This window comes from endosymbiont of Ridgeia piscesae, from assembly GCF_001443665.1.
In the GTDB taxonomy this organism is placed as follows: domain Bacteria; phylum Pseudomonadota; class Gammaproteobacteria; order Chromatiales; family Chromatiaceae; genus Endoriftia; species Endoriftia persephonae.
The window spans coordinates 128743-143916 of record NZ_KQ557118.1 but is presented as its reverse complement, the minus strand read 5'-3'; the positions used below and the strand labels follow the sequence as shown (position 1 = coordinate 143916).

Sequence of the window (15174 nt, the reverse complement as noted above, 5' to 3'; positions counted from 1 at the left end):
GCGCTGATTAAGAGTTTCTTCCGCATGTCAGATACAAAGTATATTTTGGCAAGTTCAAAAATAGACTGCCAATACTTTCGGAACGATTAATACTGAGCTGTAATCCATACCGATCTATTCCAACTCGTTACAAATTGAGTCAATCCATTAATAACAACACCTTCTGGATTAACCGAATTTGGCACAGAATAGACGACAGCCACACAAAACAGGATCCATATCAGAGCTAACACTGACCCGTCCCAACGCAGGCATCGCATACCTTCTCTCTCTAATGCCGACACACCACCAAACAATATAAAACCAATCCACCTCTTTATTTTATGCTTCATTGCTAACCTCGACAGTCATATCAAATATGCTGACCTTCTATATCCCTCGCCCAAAAACGCACCTAACCTCACCGCTATACCCCTTCCGCATATAACTCTTCATCAACTCACAGAAAGTCCGTGAATCTTTGTCATTCAGCCCCCAGACAATCATTCGACCATCTCTCTCAAAGCGGGAACCACGATTGAAGCTGACATAGCTGGTGTAGGTTGAACGATTATCGAACAGCTTTTCATAACGACTACCGATGTCGGTCTTGCACTCAGCGCTTTTGAATGTGCATGCGGCACAACCTTCCAGTGTTTCGCGCCAGACTTTCTGAGCGCGCTGTTCACAGTCATTCTGATCAACAGACTTGCCAATAAGCACCGCATTCAGAGTCTGCCCTGCCGCCTTCATGTCCACACGGAATTCAGCATAGACAGGTGCATCGATCTGCCACGGATTTTGTTGTGCTTGATAGTAATAAAACAGTCCATAGCCAATAGCCGCAATTGCAATCACTTTAACCAACATATTTATCTCTCCCTTATACTTTCCTGTTTGTATTTCAACAAAGGCGCCAAAAAATACTCAATCAACCGTCTCTTCCCGGTCTTAGCCTCTACCGTGACACTCATCCCCGGTGTAAGTTTGACCAACCGCTTGCCCACCTGGATCTCCGTCTTTTCCATCAGTACCCTGGCCTTGAATACCAGGCCTTTGGTCTCATCCATCACCGCATCGTTTGAGATATCAGTCAGTTCGGCGTCGATGGTGCCGTATTTGGTAAAGGGGAAGGCGTCGATCTTGATCTCGGCTGGCTGGCCCTCTTCGACAAAGCCGATATCTCTGTTCTCGATCAGCGCCTCGACCTCGAGCTGTTCGCTACTCGGCACGATGCGCATCAGCTCCTGGGCCGGGGTCACGATGGCGCCGATGGTGTGGATGGCGAGTTGCTGCACCACGCCATCCACCGGTGCCGTGAGGGTCTGTGCCCGGTTGCGTACCTGAGCCTTGATGATCTCTTGGGTAATCGCATTGGCTTGCCGGGTGATTTCGCTCAACTGGTCGAGGGTCTGGCGCTGGAATTCACTGCGGGCCTGGCGGATCTTCGCCTGCAACTCCGCCACCGCCTGTTGCAACTCCTTTCTGCGGCTGCGCTGGGTGGCCAGGTCGTGCTGGGCACTAATCCGCTCCTGCTCCACCTCCAACACCCGGTGGCGCGCCACTGCGTTGGTCTTGAGTAGGGTCTGCATATCGTCGGCACGCTGGGCGATCAGCGGCAGGGTCGCAGCGAGCTTGTCGATCTGCCGCTCCAGGGTGTCGCGCTCGGCCCGGTGCCTGGCCAATTCGGTGTTGAGGGTGGCGAGGCGCTCCCGGTGCTCGCGCCACTGGCTTTGCAGCAGGCTGGCTTCAAGAAGAGAGAGCCGGTCATCCAGCCGACTTTGTTGTTTGGCTGGATCGGCAATCCATTCACTCAGCAGTTGCAGGCGTCGCTTTCTCTGCTTGAGCTGCTCCGACTCTTGTCGTAGCCGAGCCAGCTCCGCCTGAGTAGTGGTTGGGTCGAGTTCGATCAGCCGCTCACCCGCTTTGACTACTTGGCCCTCTTGCACATGGATCAGGATCACCCGGCCACTCTCCAGGGGTTGGATCAGCTTACTGTGGCCACTGGGGATGATCCGCCCTTGGGCCACTGCCACGATGTCGACCCGACCGATCAGCGCCCAGATCACCGCCAGCAGGAAAAATAGCATCAGGCTCCAGCTGATTGCCCGGCCGATGGGGGATGGCGGTGTATCGCACACCTCCAGCGCCGCTGGCAGAAAGACCTGTTCATCCGATCTGCGATACTGTTGCTTACCGCTCATCAGGCCTGCACCTCGTGCTGGTCGCCACTCTGATGGGCGTGAAGCTGGGCGTAGATGCCGGCCTGCTTGAGCAGCTGTTGATGGCTGCCCTGCTCCACAATCCGCCCTCTGTCGATGACGATGATGCGGTTGGCATCCCGCACGGCACTGAGCCGGTGGGCGATGATGAAGACAGTTCGCTGTTTGCAGATCTGGCGCATGTTCTGCTGGATGATGTGCTCCGACTCATAGTCCAGTGCGCTGGTGGCCTCATCGAAGATCAGGATACGGGGGTTGGTGACCAGGGCACGGGCGATGGCGATGCGCTGGCGCTGGCCACCGGAGAGGCTGCTGCCCTGCTCACCCACCAGGGTGTCGTAGCCCTCCGGCAGCTCAAGAATGAACGCATGGGCGCCCGACTGTTGTGCGGCGGCCACCACCCGCTCCATCGACATCGCCGGATCGGCCAGGGCGATATTCTCCCGCACCGTGCGGTTGAAGAGCCGGTTCTCCTGCAACACCACCCCCACCTGCCGTCGCAGCCAGGCCGGCTCCACCAGGGCCAGATCGACCCCATCGATCAGCAGCCGGCCGGCTTCAGGCACATAGAGCCGTTGGATCAGTTTGGTGAAGGTACTCTTGCCAGAGCCGGAGCGGCCGACAATGCCGATCACCTCCCCTGGCTCTATCTGCAGCTCGATACCATCCAGCACCCGCGGTCGATCCGGGCCATAACGGAAGGCGACCTGCTCGAAGCGCACCTCGCCTTTGAGGGCGGGCAGGGTGGCACGGCCCGGATTGTAGCCCGGCTCCGGTGGGGTATTGAGGATGTCCCCCAACCGCTGCACCGAGATACCGGCCTGCTGGAAATCCTGCCAGAGCTGCACCAGCCGCAGGATCGGCCCGCTGACCCGCCCTGCGAGCATGTTGAAGGCGATCAGCTGACCGACACTGAGTTCATTCTTCATCACCAGGGTGGCACCGATCCAGAGGATCAGCACAGTCGTCACCTTGTTGATCAGCCCGGCGACTTGGCCAGCGATATTGCCCAGGTTGGCCGCCTTGAAGCTGGCGCTGACGTAGGCGGCAAGCTGCTCCTCCCAGCGGCGTTGCATCTGCGGCTCTACCGCCATCGCCTTGAGGGTCTCGACCCCGCTCACCGACTCCACCAGAAAGGCCTGATTCTCCGCGCCCCGGGCAAACTTCTCATTCAGCCGGCTGCGCGGTATTGGGGTGACGAAGAGCGACAGCAGCAGATAGAAGGGGATCGCCCCCCAGCACCACCCAGGTCAGGGTCGGGCGGTAGCTGTACATCACCACAAAGAAGACCAGGGTGAAGAAGAGGTCGATCACCACCGTCAGGCCCGATCCGGTGATGAAGTCACGGATCGTCTCCAACTCCCGCACCCGGGCCACCGAATCCCCCACCCGACGGGCCTGGAAATAGCCCAGCGGCAGACGCAGCAGATGGTCGAAGAGGCGGGCGCCGAGGCTCACATCGATACGGTTGGTGGTATGCGAAAAGAGGTAGGTGCGCAGGCCACCCAGCACCACCTCGAACAGCGACACCGCCAGCAGGCCGATGGCGAGCACATCCAGGGTGGTCATGCCCCGATGCACCAGCACCTTGTCGATCACCACCTGGAAGAAGAGCGGCGTGACCAGGGCGAACAGTTGCAGGAAGAATGACGCCAGCAGCACCTCACCCAGCAGCCGACGGTATTTGACGATGGCGGGGAGGAACCAACTGAAATCGAAGCGGCTGCCCTGGCCCGGCAACAGCGAGCGTTTAGTGAGGAGAGTCAGCTCGCCGCACCAGGCGGCCTCGAAGATCTCTTTGGGCAGGGTCAGCGGGCGACTCTCCAGCGGATCCTGGATCAGCAGCCTCTCCGTCTCTCCCTCATAGCCGGCAATGATGAAATAGTGGCCGTCGTTGTGACGGGCGATGGCGGGCAGCGCCGTCCTGACCAGACGCCGCCAATGACTCTGGATAGACTTCGATTTGAGCCCAAGCCGCCTGGCGGCGCGCAGGTTATCGTCGCTGGAGAGGAATTCGCCCAACTTGCCTGACTGGTGAGCAACCTGGTCGAGGTTAGCGGGCAGGCCCTCAAAACGAGCGGCGAGAACAAGGCTGGCAAGGGCGGTGTCTGGCCTCGTCTCAGCATCGATACTGTGGGGCATGGAATCCTTTCCATTATGATTTTACTTCCCTTTTGAAAAAAAGGTAGGTGCATCACACAACAGATGTCAATTCTTCCAGGATCGTCCTTGACAGGGCTTCAGCATTCCCCAGTTACAAACATCCGGGATCAGGCAACCATGGCCGCTTGCAGACACATGAAGCATAGACTTGTTAGGGCCAACCTCACCTTTTTTGGCGAACCCCCTCACCCCTGCTAACATGCAGCGGATAACCCGGTCCACCAAAATAATCTGTCGCAACTATGGTTAAAAGAAAGAAGAAGGGTTTCCGTTTTCCGTTTGGTCTGCTGTTTCTGCTGCTGTTTCTGGCGATCCCGCTGCTGATGCTCGGCAGCCTCAGCTCGATCAGCGAAGATCTGCCGCTGGTGGGCGAAACCCAGCGCATGAACACCGATGCGGCGGTGCGGGCCAAAACCAAGCTGAGCGACCTGCGCAAGAAGCTCAAGTCCGAGGCGCAAACTGAGACCATCGTCCTCAGCGAGAAGGATCTCAACGGCATGGTGGCGGTGGCAGCTCGCGCTATTCACCGGCTGCACGGCGAGGCCCATGTAACCCCAGTAGAGGCGCAGCTGCGCTTCACCCTGGATCTGCCGGAGAATCCTTTTGGCAGGTTCATCAACATCCAGGCGGGGGTGGTGCCATCAGACTACGGTCTGCACCTTGCACCGGTCTATGTAGGCCAGTCTGAGATCCCCGGCCCCCTCGCCCTGAAGCTGGTCGAGACCCTGCTGCAGGCGATGATGAAGGACGAACAGAGCAGCGCGATCCTGCAGGCGATCCAGTCGGTGGACATCCAGGGCGATCGCGTCACCGCAGTGTTCCAGCCCCTGCCCAATCTGAAGCAGTGGCTCAAGCCGACCTTCCGCCAAGTCGCCCAGCAGCGCGCCGGCGTCAGCCCGGAGCGACTGCGCTTCTACTTCGCCAAGCTCTGCGAACTCGACCAACTCTACCCCCACGCCATCGACACCTCCGCCACCGCCTACATCGCACCGCTATTTGAGATTGCCAACAAACGCACTGCTGCTGGCGCCAGTGCAGTGAAGGAGAACCGAGCGGCGCTGCAGGCGCTGGGGATCTTTCTCGGCAGCCCGAGATTTGAGCGGGCCCTCGGCCACTACCGCACCGGCGAGCTGGCCGAGTGCCGCGAGCGCAGCAAAAATGTGGTGCTGGCCGGCCGTCACGACATGGTGCAGCACGTTTTCATCTCCTCCACCATGCAGATGCTGGGCGACAGCGAGATCAGCTTCGCCATCGGTGAGTTCAAGGAGATCTACGACACCCGCGGCAAGGACTACGGCCTGAGCTTCAGCGACATCGCCGCCAACCGGGCTGGTGTGCGACTGGCGGAGCAGCTGCTCAACCCCGCCAGTGCGGCGCGGGCGCAGGCGGTGCTGGCCCGGGCCGAGCAGGAGGCGGCGTTCTTCCTCAAGGTCTCCGATCTGCCGGACGAGATGCCGCAACGGGAGTTCGAACGCCGCTTCGGCAGCGTCGATGACCCGCGTTACCACGCCATGCTGAAGAAGATCGACGAGCGGCTGGATCGACTACCGGCGTTTCAGTAGCAGTCAGACAGAACAGCAGCCTGCTCAGTCATCCTCGCGGTCATCCTCGCGCCGGCATTCGCCTTCGATGGTGCGCTGATGACCGGGTGGGGAGTGGGGTTTGCGCTGCACCGGCCGCATCACCCCGGCCCCTTGCAGCCCACTGCTGATCAACCAGCGGCGCAACTGCGGCACCAGAAAGATGAAGCCGACAAAGTCGGTGACAAAACCAGGCAACAGCAGCAGTACACCGCACACCAGCAGCACCGCCCCCTCCATCATCTCGATCGCGGGCACCTCGCCACGCTCCATCGCCCCACGCACCCGCATCAGCGTCGAAAAGCCCTGCAGACGCACCATCGCACCGCCGATCAGGGCGGTCAGCAGGGTGAGAAAGATGGTGGCAAAGGCGCCTATCTGCGAGCCGACCTGGATCAGAAAGTAGAGTTCGACCAGTGGGATGCCAACAAACAGCAGTAGGAATATGAGTAACGGATTCATGCCGCAGCAGGGTACGCTCGAGCTGAACTCAGGACAAGCCCGCGCCACCCGCCAGCAGCCCCGCGGACGCTGTCACCCCGCCCTTTTTTAGAGTATCTTTCCCCGATGTCGACATCGGTGCTTCTCAGCCTCTGCAGCGTACCCGACCGGGAGACCGGCCTGCGTCTGGCGCAACAACTGGTGGAGCAACGGCTTGCCGCCTGCGTCAGCCTCAGCGCGCCAGCCACCTCCATCTATCGATGGCAGGGCAAACTGGAAACAGCAGAGGAGCTGCAGATGTTGATCAAAACAACAACCAAGCAGTACCCAACAATGGAAGCTGCAATCCGGGCATCACATCCCTATGAACTTCCAGAGATCATCGCAGTCCCTGTAGAAAGCGGGCTCGATGACTATCTCAACTGGGTGGAGCAATGCACAACAATAGAATAACGACCTTCCTCATCATCACCCTGCTGGGGCTGCTGCTCGCCCCCTTTGCTTGGGCTGAAGACGAACTACTGATGCCGGATCAGGCATTTCAGATCAGCGCCCGCAGCGACGACCCCGACACCCTGCTGGTAGAGTGGCAGATCGCTGACGGCTACTATATGTACCGCGACAAGCTCCGCTTCAGCAGCGACGCGGTGGGCATTGAGCTGGGCGAGCCGGAGTTCTCCGAAGCGAAGATCAAGCAGGACGAATTCTTCGGCGAGGTGGCGATCTACCGAGGCCACGCCAGCGCGCGCATCCCGATCAAGCGCGACCCAGGCGCCCCTGAGACCATCACCCTGGAGGCCCGCTCCCAAGGCTGTGCCGATCTCGGCATCTGTTTCCCGCCCCATTCTCAGGAGATCAAGCTGGCGCTGGCGCTGGCGCCGCAGCCTGCCGCAGCGCAGCAGGCTTCACCCGCGCCACTCCCCCTGCTGGGTGAAACTGCCGCCACTGCCCCCCTGTTTGCTAACGATGAGGGTGGCGAACTGCTGCCGCCGGAAGAGGCCTACAAACTCGCGGTCATCGTCGAGGATGGCCGCCGGCTGCGCCTTCGCTGGGAGATCGCCCCAGGCACCTATCTCTACCACGACAAGATCAAGCTGGCGCTGATCGAGGCGGACGGTGTCGCCCTCGGCGACTATCAGCTGCCCGAGCCTGATATCAAGAAAGACTCACCCACCCCAGACGGGACGATCGGCGATGTGGCGGTCTATCACGACCAGATCGAACTGCTGCTGCCGCTCACGCGCAGCAACACCGCGGCTACCGAGATCGTGCTGGAAGCAAGCTACCAGGGCTGCGCCGAGATCGGCGTCTGCTATCCGCCGCAGCGTCGCGAATTCACCCTGGCCCTGCCGGGAATAAGCGAGGCTGCAGCAGCGGAGACCGCACCTGCAGAGGTCACGCCTGCCGCGACACCGGCAACTGCCGAGAGCAGCATCCCGCTCTCTGAGGTCGATCAGATCACCGCCACCCTGGCTGGCGGCAGCTCCCTGCTGGTGATCGGGCTCTTTTTCGTGATGGGGCTGGGGCTGGCGTTTACCCCCTGCATCTTCCCGATGATCCCGATCCTCTCTGGCATCATCGCCGGTCATGGCGGCACGATCACCACCCGCAAGGCCTTCACCCTCTCTCTGGTCTATGTGCTGGCAATGGCCCTCACTTACACCCTGGCCGGGGTGCTGGCCGGGCTGTTCGGCGAGAACCTGCAGGTCGCCTTTCAAAACCCCTGGGTCCTCGCCACCTTCGCCCTGGTGTTCGTCCTGCTGGCGCTCTCCATGTTCGGCTTTTACGAACTGCAGCTGCCCAGCAGCCTGCAGAGCCGCCTTTCAGAGATCAGCAACAAGCAGCGGGGGGGCTCACTGGCCGGGGTCGCGATAATGGGTTTTCTCTCCGCACTAATTGTCGGGCCCTGCGTGGCGCCGCCGCTGGCCGGCGCGCTGATCTACATCGGCCAGACCGGCGATGCACTGCTCGGCGGTTTGGCCCTGTTTGCCCTGAGCATGGGCATGGGCGCACCGCTGATCGCCATCGGCACATCCGCCGGCAAGCTGCTGCCCAGGGCCGGCCGCTGGATGGATACGGTCAAGGCGGTGTTCGGCGTCGCCATGTTGGGTGTTGCCATCTTCATGCTGGAGCGCATCATCCCCGCTGACATCGCGATGTTCCTGTGGGGCATGCTGCTGGTGGTCTCTGCCATCTACATGGGTGCACTGCGCCATCTGGAGATCGAGGCCGGCGGCTGGCAGAAGTTATGGAAGGGGCTTGGCATGGTGCTCCTGATCTACGGCGCACTGCTGCTGATAGGTGCCGCGGCGGGTGGCAAAGATACACTGCAACCGCTGCGCGGGCTGGTGGCGTCCGGTGGCGCGGCTGCCGGCCATACCGAGGAGCTCAGATTCAAACGCATCAAGAGCCTGGCCGACCTGCAGCGAGAGGTGGCCCAGGCAAGCGCCGCAGGCAGGCCGGTGATGCTCGATTTCTACGCCGACTGGTGCATCTCCTGCAAGGAGATGGAGAAGTACACCTTCGCCGACCCCAAGGTCATCGCCGCGCTCGACGGTGTGCTACTGCTACAGGCTGACGTCACCGCCAACGACGCGACGGACCAGGCACTGCTGCAGGGCCACTTCGGCCTGCCCGGGCCGCCGGCAATCATCTTCTACGGCAGCGATGGCAAGGAGCGCAAACGCTTCCGAGTCGTCGGATTCAAAGGCGCCGATGAGTTTGCCACCCACGTCGCCGAGGCGATCCGCTGAGCACACCCGGCCGCGCCCTGCAGACCCTGCTGATCGCGGCCCTGCTGCTGGCTGGCTGGTGGGGGCTGCGGACACTGCAGCAGCCAACCGAGCTGGCCATTGAACCCAATCCACACCAGGGACCGATCACCATCCACCAGCTGCCGGCACTGCAACTGGCGAACCTGCAGGGAGAACCCATCGCCAGCAGCGACTGGTCAGGCAAGGTGGTCGTACTGCACTTCTGGGCGGCATGGAATCCGATCTGCCGGCGGGAGATCCCGGGGCTGGTCCGGCTGCAACGCGAGTTGGGCGAGCGTGGCCTGCAGATGGTCGGCATCACCCTCGACCTGCCTCAGCCGGCCAGGGAGCGCGCCCAGGAGCTGGCGATCAACTATCCGCTGCTGCTCGGCGGCAGGTCAGAGATCGCCCTGGCACGCGGGCTCGGCAACCGTTTTCAGGGGCTGCCCTTCACCGCATTGTTCGACCGTGCCGGTAGGCTAGTCTTCTCTCACTATGGCGAGCTGGCAGAAGAGCGACTGCATGAAGTGATCATGCCACTACTCTAGCGTGCTGATCAGGCATATAATTCGGCGCCATACGGCAACAGGCTTTGGATCCTCCAAGCGCCGTCGTGAGGCCAAAAAGCATCCAAATCTTGCAACGATCTGGTGTGGAACTGCGCATAAAACTGGACAAAACCACTGGACTTTTGCAAAATCCGCATGAATTCGGCAATTCCGTCCAACCACTGGAGACCCAGTGGTTTTTGCATTGTTATGGGACGTTCCGCCGGGCATCACACAAACTCCTATGGATGACTCGAGACGATGGCGACCATTCTGGTACTGAACGGCCCTAACCTGAACCTTCTCGGCACCCGCGAGCCGGAGATCTATGGTCACGATACCCTGGAAGATATCCGCCAGCACCTGGAGCAACTGACCGAGGCCCAGGGCCATCGGCTGCGCTTCCATCAGAGCAACGCCGAGCACGAACTGATAGAGTTGATCCACCAGGCGCGTAGCGCGGGGATCGGCTTCATTATCATCAACCCGGGCGCCTTCACCCATACCAGCATCGCGCTGCGGGATGCCTTTGCCGGGGTCGCAATCCCCTTCATCGAAGTGCATCTCTCCAACGTCCATGCGCGGGAACCCTTCCGTGCACACTCCTACCTGTCCGATATCGCCGTCGGCGTGATTACCGGGCTTGGCGCCCAGGGCTACGAACTTGCCCTGCAGGCAGCCAGCCGATTGCTTGCGGCAGACAACAACTGAACGAGTATCAACACTATGGATATCCGCAAAGTCAAAAAACTGATCGAACTGCTCGAAGAGTCCGATATCGCCGAGATCGAGATCCACGAAGGCGAGGAGTCGGTGCGCATCAGCCGCAACAGCTCGATGCCGACTCAGATGGTTGCCGCAGCCCCAGTGGCGGCGCCCGCCGCGGCACCCGCCCCGGCCCCGGTCGCAGAGGCAGCCCCTGCAGCCGCAGCGGAGATCCAGGGACACGCGGTCAAATCCCCGATGGTCGGCACCTTCTACCGCGCCCCCTCGCCGGGCAGCAAATCGTTCGTCGAGGAGGGCCAGAGCGTTGCCGTTGGTGACACCCTCTGCATCATCGAGGCGATGAAGATCCTCAACCAGATCGAATCCGACAAGGCGGGCGTGGTGAAGAAGATCCTGGTGGATAACGGCCAGCCAGTCGAATACAACGAACCCCTGTTCATCATCGACTGAGAAGCGCCATGATAGACAAGATCGTTATCGCCAACCGGGGGGAGATCGCGCTGCGAATCCTGCGCGCCTGCAAAGAGCTCGGCATCAAGACTGTCGCCGTCCACTCCGAAGCCGACCGGGACCTGAAACACGTGCTGCTGGCGGATGAGTCGGTCTGCATCGGCCCGGCCCCATCGGCCGACAGCTATCTCAACATCCCCGCCCTGATAAGCGCCGCCGAGGTCACCGACTCGATGGCGATTCACCCCGGCTACGGCTTCCTCTCGGAGAACGCCGACTTTGCTGAGCGGGTGGAGAACTCCGGCTTCATCTTCATCGGCCCGAAGGCGGAGACCATCCGCACCATGGGCGACAAGGTGGCCGCCATCGAGGCGATGAAGAAGGCCGGTGTGCCTACAGTACCCGGCTCCGACGGCCCAATCGACGGTAACGCCAAGCGCACCAAAGAGATCGCCCAGCGGATCGGCTATCCGGTGATCATCAAGGCCGCTGGCGGCGGCGGTGGTCGCGGCATGCGGGTGGTTCACTCCGAAGCTAGCCTGCTCAACTCGGTGGCGATGACCAAGGCCGAGGCGGAAGCGGCCTTCGGCAACGGCACGGTCTACATGGAGAAGTACCTGGAGAACCCGCGTCACGTAGAGTTCCAGGTACTGGCCGACACTCACGGCAACGCAGTGCATCTGGGCGAACGCGACTGTTCCATGCAGCGGCGCCATCAGAAGGTAGTGGAAGAGGCCCCCGCCCCCGGCATCACCCCGGAACAGCGCGCCAAAGTGGGTGGACGCTGCGCCGAGGCCTGCCGCCAGATCGGTTATCGCGGCGCCGGCACCTTTGAGTTTCTCTACGAGAACGACGAGTTCTATTTCATCGAAATGAACACTCGCGTACAGGTTGAACACCCGGTCACCGAAATGGTCACCGGTATCGACATCCTGCGCGAACAGATCATGATCGCCGCCGGTGAGCCCCTCAGCTTCACGCAGGAGGATGTAACGCTGCGCGGCCATGCGGTGGAATGCCGTATCAACGCCGAAGATCCGAAAAACTTCATGCCCAGCCCCGGCACCATCACCCAGCTGCATGTGCCGGGCGGCATGGGGGTGCGCGTCGAGAGCCACATCTACAATGGCTACCGGGTGCCGCCCCACTACGACTCGATGATCGGCAAATTGATCACCCACGGTGACACTCGTGAATCCGCCATCGCGCGGATGCGCATCGCCCTGGCCGAGATGGTGATTGGCGGCATCAAGTGCAACATCCCGCTGCAGCAGGAGATCATGAAGGACGCCGCCTTCCAGGCTGGCGGTGCCAACATCCACTATCTGGAAGAGAAACTGGGGCTCTGACGAGCCACTGTTGAATTTCCACCTTGAATTAGGGTGCACGCATTGCGTGCACCCTAATTCATAATTCAACATTCACAATTCAAGATTGATTCCATGCCCTGGCTGCAACTCTCCATCGAGACTGACGAGGATCGCGCACCGCTGCTGGAGCTGGTTTTCGAGAGCCTCGGTGCGCTCTCCGTTACGCTGGGTGACGCCGGCAACCAACCGCTGCTGGAACCCAAACCCGGCGAGGAGCGGCTCTGGCATGCTACCCGCGTCACCGCTCTGTTTGAGGCTGAGCGGAACATCGACGAACTACGCGCCGCCCTCAACCAAGCACTCGCCGCTGATGTCAGCCTCAACCTGAACATCGAGCGCCTCGAAGACCAGGTCTGGGAGCGGACCTGGCTGGAGCACTTCAAGCCGATGCAGTTCGGCCAGCGACTATGGATCTGCCCTGATGGACAGCAGGTGACGGCAAGCGATGCCGTGCTGGTCAAGCTCGATCCCGGCCTCGCCTTCGGCACCGGCACCCACCCCACCACCGCGCTCTGCCTGGAATGGCTGGAGGGGCAGGATCTGCGCGGCAAACGCATCATCGATTACGGCTGCGGCTCGGGCATTCTGGCCATCGCCGCGCTGCTGCTGGGGGCGGAACACGCCATCGCGGTGGACTACGACCCCCAAGCGCTGGAGGCAACCCAGGCCAACGCCGAGAAAAACGGCGTCGCTGGACGGCTGGAGATCTGCCTACCAGAGCAGACCCCGCAAACCGAAAACGACCTGTTGCTGGCCAATATCCTTGCCGGACCGCTAATCGAGCTCGCATCCACACTGATGCAGCTGATCCAGCCCGGCGCACCCTTTGCCCTCTCCGGCATACTGCAGGAGCAGGCGGAACAGGTCAGCGCTGCCTATCACCCATTCGCCGAGATGCAGCCAGCACAGCAACAGGCGGAGTGGATACGCCTGGGCGGCACTAAAATCTAAATGGTATTGCCACATCCGACATCACCATGGAGGAGAGCAGGATGAAGCAACCAACACGTGTTTGTGATCTCCAGCAACTGCGTGAGGGCGAGGGCCACCGGGTGGTGGTCAACGGCCGTCCACTGGCGCTGTTTCTCGATCAGGGCCGGGTCTACGCCCTCGACGACCGCTGTCCGCACCGGGAGGGGCAGATATCCCGTGGTCGGGTGCAGAACGGCGAGGCGATCTGCCCACTGCATCAGTGGAACTTCGACCTGGAAACCGGCGTATCCCCCTACAACCCCCACGACCGCATCGCCACCTTTCCCGCCGAACTGCGCGACGATGGGGTCTATGTAGATGCCGATGCGGTGCCGCCGCTGCCGACGGCCAGCTTCTCCGGCTATCAGGGTGAGTGGCGACGCTGGCAGCAGGATGCGCGGCCATGCCCTGATCAAACGCCTCGCCAAGGGAGGCCGACCCACCGTCGAGGCGATGGGCGCGCCACCCCAGCAACTCTCCGAGTTCATCGACTTCAGCCATTTCCACCTCAAGGCGGGACAGCTGCAGCAACTCCCCAGGCTGGCAGAGGAGACGGTGCAGACCGCCGTCAGCATCGGCCAAGGCGCCGGCAGACCACTCAGACTAGCGCTGCCCGTCTACATCTCCCACATGTCCTTTGGCGCGCTCTCCAAGGAGGCGAAGATCGCCCTGGCACAGGGCTCAACAGCGGCCAACAGCCTGATCGGTTCCGGCGAGGGCGGCCTGCTGCCGCAGGAGCGGCAGGCGGCGAAGCGCTATATCCTCGAGATGGCGAGCGGCTACTTCGGCTGGAATGAGCAGAATATCCTCCTCGCCGATGCGCTGGAGATCAAACTGGGGCAGTCGGCCAAACCCGGCCTGGGTGGCGAACTACCCGGCGGCAAGGTCAAGGGTGAGATCGCCCAGGTTAGAGGGCTCGCGCCGGGCACCAGCGCCCACTCGCCGGCCCGCTTTCCCGATATCGACAGTCTCACAGGGCTCGCTCGGCGAATCGAAGAGATTCGCGCCCTGGATGGCGGCGAGCGCCCCATTGGCATCAAGTTTGCCGCCAACGATGTCATGACAGACACCCAGGCGGCGCTCTCGCTGCAACCCGACTTCATCACCATCGACGGTTTTGGCGGCGGCAGCGGTGCCGCCCCTGTGCATGTGCGGGATCAATTCGGCATGCCACTGGTGAAAGCGCTGCCGATTGCACGGCGGCTGATCAATGCACACAATCGGCAACACCCGGAGCGCCCGGTCAGTCTGATCGCCACTGGCAGCATCCGCACCCCCGATGAGATGCTCAAGGCGCTGGCGCTGGGCGCCGATGCCTGTGCCCTAGCCACTGCGGCGCTGTTTGCTTTGGGCTGCGAATACTACCGCGCTTGCGGCTCCAACGAGTGTCCGGTAGGCATCACTTCGCAGCAGGCCGAACTGCGTCGGCGCATCGATATCGACAAAGGGGCAGAGCGGGTTGGCAACTTTCTCAATGGCAGCCGGGAGATCCTCGCCGGCTACCTGCGAATCATGGGCTATGACTCACTCCCGCAGCTGGGCCCACACGACCTTATCCCTCTCTCCCTAGAAGCAGAGGCCATCCTCAACACCGACCGCGGCTAACCGACTGCGACAACAGACCCGGCTCAGCGGCTACTCTTCAAGCGAGGCGTGACTCCCATCGCAGTAGGGCGGGGTCTTCGTCTGTTTGCACATACAGAGCCAGGCTTCGCCGCTCTTGTCGGCCTTGAAGCCCAGCGGATTTATGCCCGTTCCCTGGTGGGAGCCGTCGCAAAACGGCTGGGTTTGAGAGCGCCCGCAGGCACACCACCAGTATTCTCTGCCCTCGTCCAACTCGACACTCACCGGTTGGGACGCTGCGACTTTGGCTTTCTCCATAACACACTCCTTCTGATCTCAAACATCAACCAACTCTACCCGGCATATTGATTGGATTCACAGTTCCCAACCCGCCTGCCGCCAATAAC

Annotated in this window: 13 protein-coding genes and 2 pseudogenes; 10 read left to right on the top strand and 5 right to left on the bottom strand. The window is 61.2% G+C overall.

Annotated elements, in window-relative coordinates; translation table 11 throughout:
• Window positions 1-369: 369 nt before the first annotated feature.
• The 3 genes and pseudogenes from Ga0074115_RS03630 to Ga0074115_RS03620 form a co-directional block, all read right to left on the bottom strand.
• The gene (locus tag Ga0074115_RS03630) at window positions 370-849 is read right to left on the bottom strand and encodes a hypothetical protein (protein ID WP_060528215.1); all 480 of its coding nucleotides are present in this window, start codon (window positions 847-849) and stop codon (window positions 370-372) included.
• Between the two features lie 2 nt (window positions 850-851).
• On the bottom strand, window positions 852-2183 hold the full coding sequence (locus tag Ga0074115_RS03625; protein ID WP_060528214.1) for an HlyD family type I secretion periplasmic adaptor subunit: 1332 nt from the start codon (window positions 2181-2183) through the stop codon (window positions 852-854).
• Window positions 2183-4343: pseudogene (locus Ga0074115_RS03620) on the bottom strand (type I secretion system permease/ATPase). The gene Ga0074115_RS03625 and the pseudogene Ga0074115_RS03620 overlap by 1 nt, the downstream one beginning before the upstream one ends.
• A 263-nt stretch (window positions 4344-4606) precedes the next feature.
• On the opposite strand from Ga0074115_RS03620, the gene Ga0074115_RS03615 reads away from it, so the two are divergent.
• Window positions 4607-5926 (top strand): hypothetical protein, encoded by a 1320-nt coding sequence (locus tag Ga0074115_RS03615; RefSeq protein WP_057956499.1) that lies wholly within the window; start codon window positions 4607-4609, stop codon window positions 5924-5926.
• 24 nt (window positions 5927-5950) lie between these two features.
• Here the strand turns inward: Ga0074115_RS03615 and Ga0074115_RS03610 are convergent, their stop codons facing one another.
• Window positions 5951-6406 carry an FxsA family protein gene (locus Ga0074115_RS03610; RefSeq protein ID WP_006475830.1) on the bottom strand — a complete coding sequence of 152 codons (456 nt, stop codon included), beginning with the start codon at window positions 6404-6406 and terminating at the stop codon, window positions 5951-5953.
• 105 nt (window positions 6407-6511) lie between these two features.
• Here Ga0074115_RS03610 and cutA point away from each other — a divergent pair, with 105 nt between their 5' ends.
• The 9 genes and pseudogenes from cutA (at window position 6512) to Ga0074115_RS03560 (ending at window position 14809) form a co-directional block, all read left to right on the top strand.
• The gene (gene cutA / locus Ga0074115_RS03605; RefSeq protein WP_060528213.1) at window positions 6512-6838 is read left to right on the top strand and encodes a divalent-cation tolerance protein CutA; all 327 of its coding nucleotides are present in this window, start codon (window positions 6512-6514) and stop codon (window positions 6836-6838) included.
• On the top strand, window positions 6820-9138 hold the full coding sequence (gene dsbD / locus Ga0074115_RS03600) for a protein-disulfide reductase DsbD (protein WP_060528212.1): 2319 nt from the start codon (window positions 6820-6822) through the stop codon (window positions 9136-9138). Before cutA ends, dsbD begins: the two co-directional genes overlap by 19 nt.
• The gene (locus Ga0074115_RS03595) at window positions 9135-9686 is read left to right on the top strand and encodes a TlpA family protein disulfide reductase (RefSeq protein ID WP_324616999.1); all 552 of its coding nucleotides are present in this window, start codon (window positions 9135-9137) and stop codon (window positions 9684-9686) included. Before dsbD ends, Ga0074115_RS03595 begins: the two co-directional genes overlap by 4 nt.
• 261 nt (window positions 9687-9947) lie before the next feature.
• Window positions 9948-10397: a type II 3-dehydroquinate dehydratase gene (aroQ, locus tag Ga0074115_RS03585; protein ID WP_057956497.1), complete on the top strand. Its 450-nt coding sequence runs from the start codon at window positions 9948-9950 to the stop codon at window positions 10395-10397.
• 15 nt (window positions 10398-10412) lie between these two features.
• A complete protein-coding gene (accB, locus tag Ga0074115_RS03580; protein ID WP_057956496.1) occupies window positions 10413-10862 on the top strand; it encodes an acetyl-CoA carboxylase biotin carboxyl carrier protein in 450 nt (149 codons plus the stop codon).
• An 8-nt stretch (window positions 10863-10870) separates the two neighbouring features.
• Complete coding sequence (gene accC / locus Ga0074115_RS03575) at window positions 10871-12211, top strand: acetyl-CoA carboxylase biotin carboxylase subunit (protein WP_005961906.1); 1341 nt, start codon at window positions 10871-10873, stop codon at window positions 12209-12211.
• 93 nt (window positions 12212-12304) lie between these two features.
• A complete protein-coding gene (gene prmA / locus Ga0074115_RS03570) occupies window positions 12305-13183 on the top strand; it encodes a 50S ribosomal protein L11 methyltransferase (protein ID WP_057956495.1) in 879 nt (292 codons plus the stop codon).
• Between the two features lie 26 nt (window positions 13184-13209).
• Window positions 13210-13509 (top strand): annotated as a pseudogene (locus Ga0074115_RS17205) (Rieske (2Fe-2S) protein); the annotation flags it as partial.
• A gap of 64 nt (window positions 13510-13573) precedes the next feature.
• Window positions 13574-14809: an FMN-binding glutamate synthase family protein gene (locus tag Ga0074115_RS03560; protein WP_232432882.1), complete on the top strand. Its 1236-nt coding sequence runs from the start codon at window positions 13574-13576 to the stop codon at window positions 14807-14809.
• A 30-nt stretch (window positions 14810-14839) separates the two neighbouring features.
• Here the strand turns inward: Ga0074115_RS03560 and Ga0074115_RS03555 are convergent, their stop codons facing one another.
• Complete coding sequence (locus tag Ga0074115_RS03555; protein WP_057956492.1) at window positions 14840-15085, bottom strand: CDGSH iron-sulfur domain-containing protein; 246 nt, start codon at window positions 15083-15085, stop codon at window positions 14840-14842.
• Window positions 15086-15174: the final 89 nt, after the last annotated feature.

What these genes read in the sequence shown, in the direction of transcription:
- Ga0074115_RS03630 (WP_060528215.1), bottom strand. Translation starts at nt 849, where the DNA reads ATGTTGGTTAAAGTGATTGCAATTGCGGCTATTGGCTATGGACTGTTT.
- Ga0074115_RS03625 (WP_060528214.1), bottom strand. Translation starts at nt 2,183, where the DNA reads ATGAGCGGTAAGCAACAGTATCGCAGATCGGATGAACAGGTCTTTCTG.
- Ga0074115_RS03615 (WP_057956499.1), top strand. Translation starts at nt 4,607, where the DNA reads ATGGTTAAAAGAAAGAAGAAGGGTTTCCGTTTTCCGTTTGGTCTGCTG.
- Ga0074115_RS03610 (WP_006475830.1), bottom strand. Translation starts at nt 6,406, where the DNA reads ATGAATCCGTTACTCATATTCCTACTGCTGTTTGTTGGCATCCCACTG.
- cutA (WP_060528213.1), top strand. Translation starts at nt 6,512, where the DNA reads ATGTCGACATCGGTGCTTCTCAGCCTCTGCAGCGTACCCGACCGGGAG.
- dsbD (WP_060528212.1), top strand. Translation starts at nt 6,820, where the DNA reads ATGCACAACAATAGAATAACGACCTTCCTCATCATCACCCTGCTGGGG.
- aroQ (WP_057956497.1), top strand. Translation starts at nt 9,948, where the DNA reads ATGGCGACCATTCTGGTACTGAACGGCCCTAACCTGAACCTTCTCGGC.
- accB (WP_057956496.1), top strand. Translation starts at nt 10,413, where the DNA reads ATGGATATCCGCAAAGTCAAAAAACTGATCGAACTGCTCGAAGAGTCC.
- accC (WP_005961906.1), top strand. Translation starts at nt 10,871, where the DNA reads ATGATAGACAAGATCGTTATCGCCAACCGGGGGGAGATCGCGCTGCGA.
- prmA (WP_057956495.1), top strand. Translation starts at nt 12,305, where the DNA reads ATGCCCTGGCTGCAACTCTCCATCGAGACTGACGAGGATCGCGCACCG.
- Ga0074115_RS03555 (WP_057956492.1), bottom strand. Translation starts at nt 15,085, where the DNA reads ATGGAGAAAGCCAAAGTCGCAGCGTCCCAACCGGTGAGTGTCGAGTTG.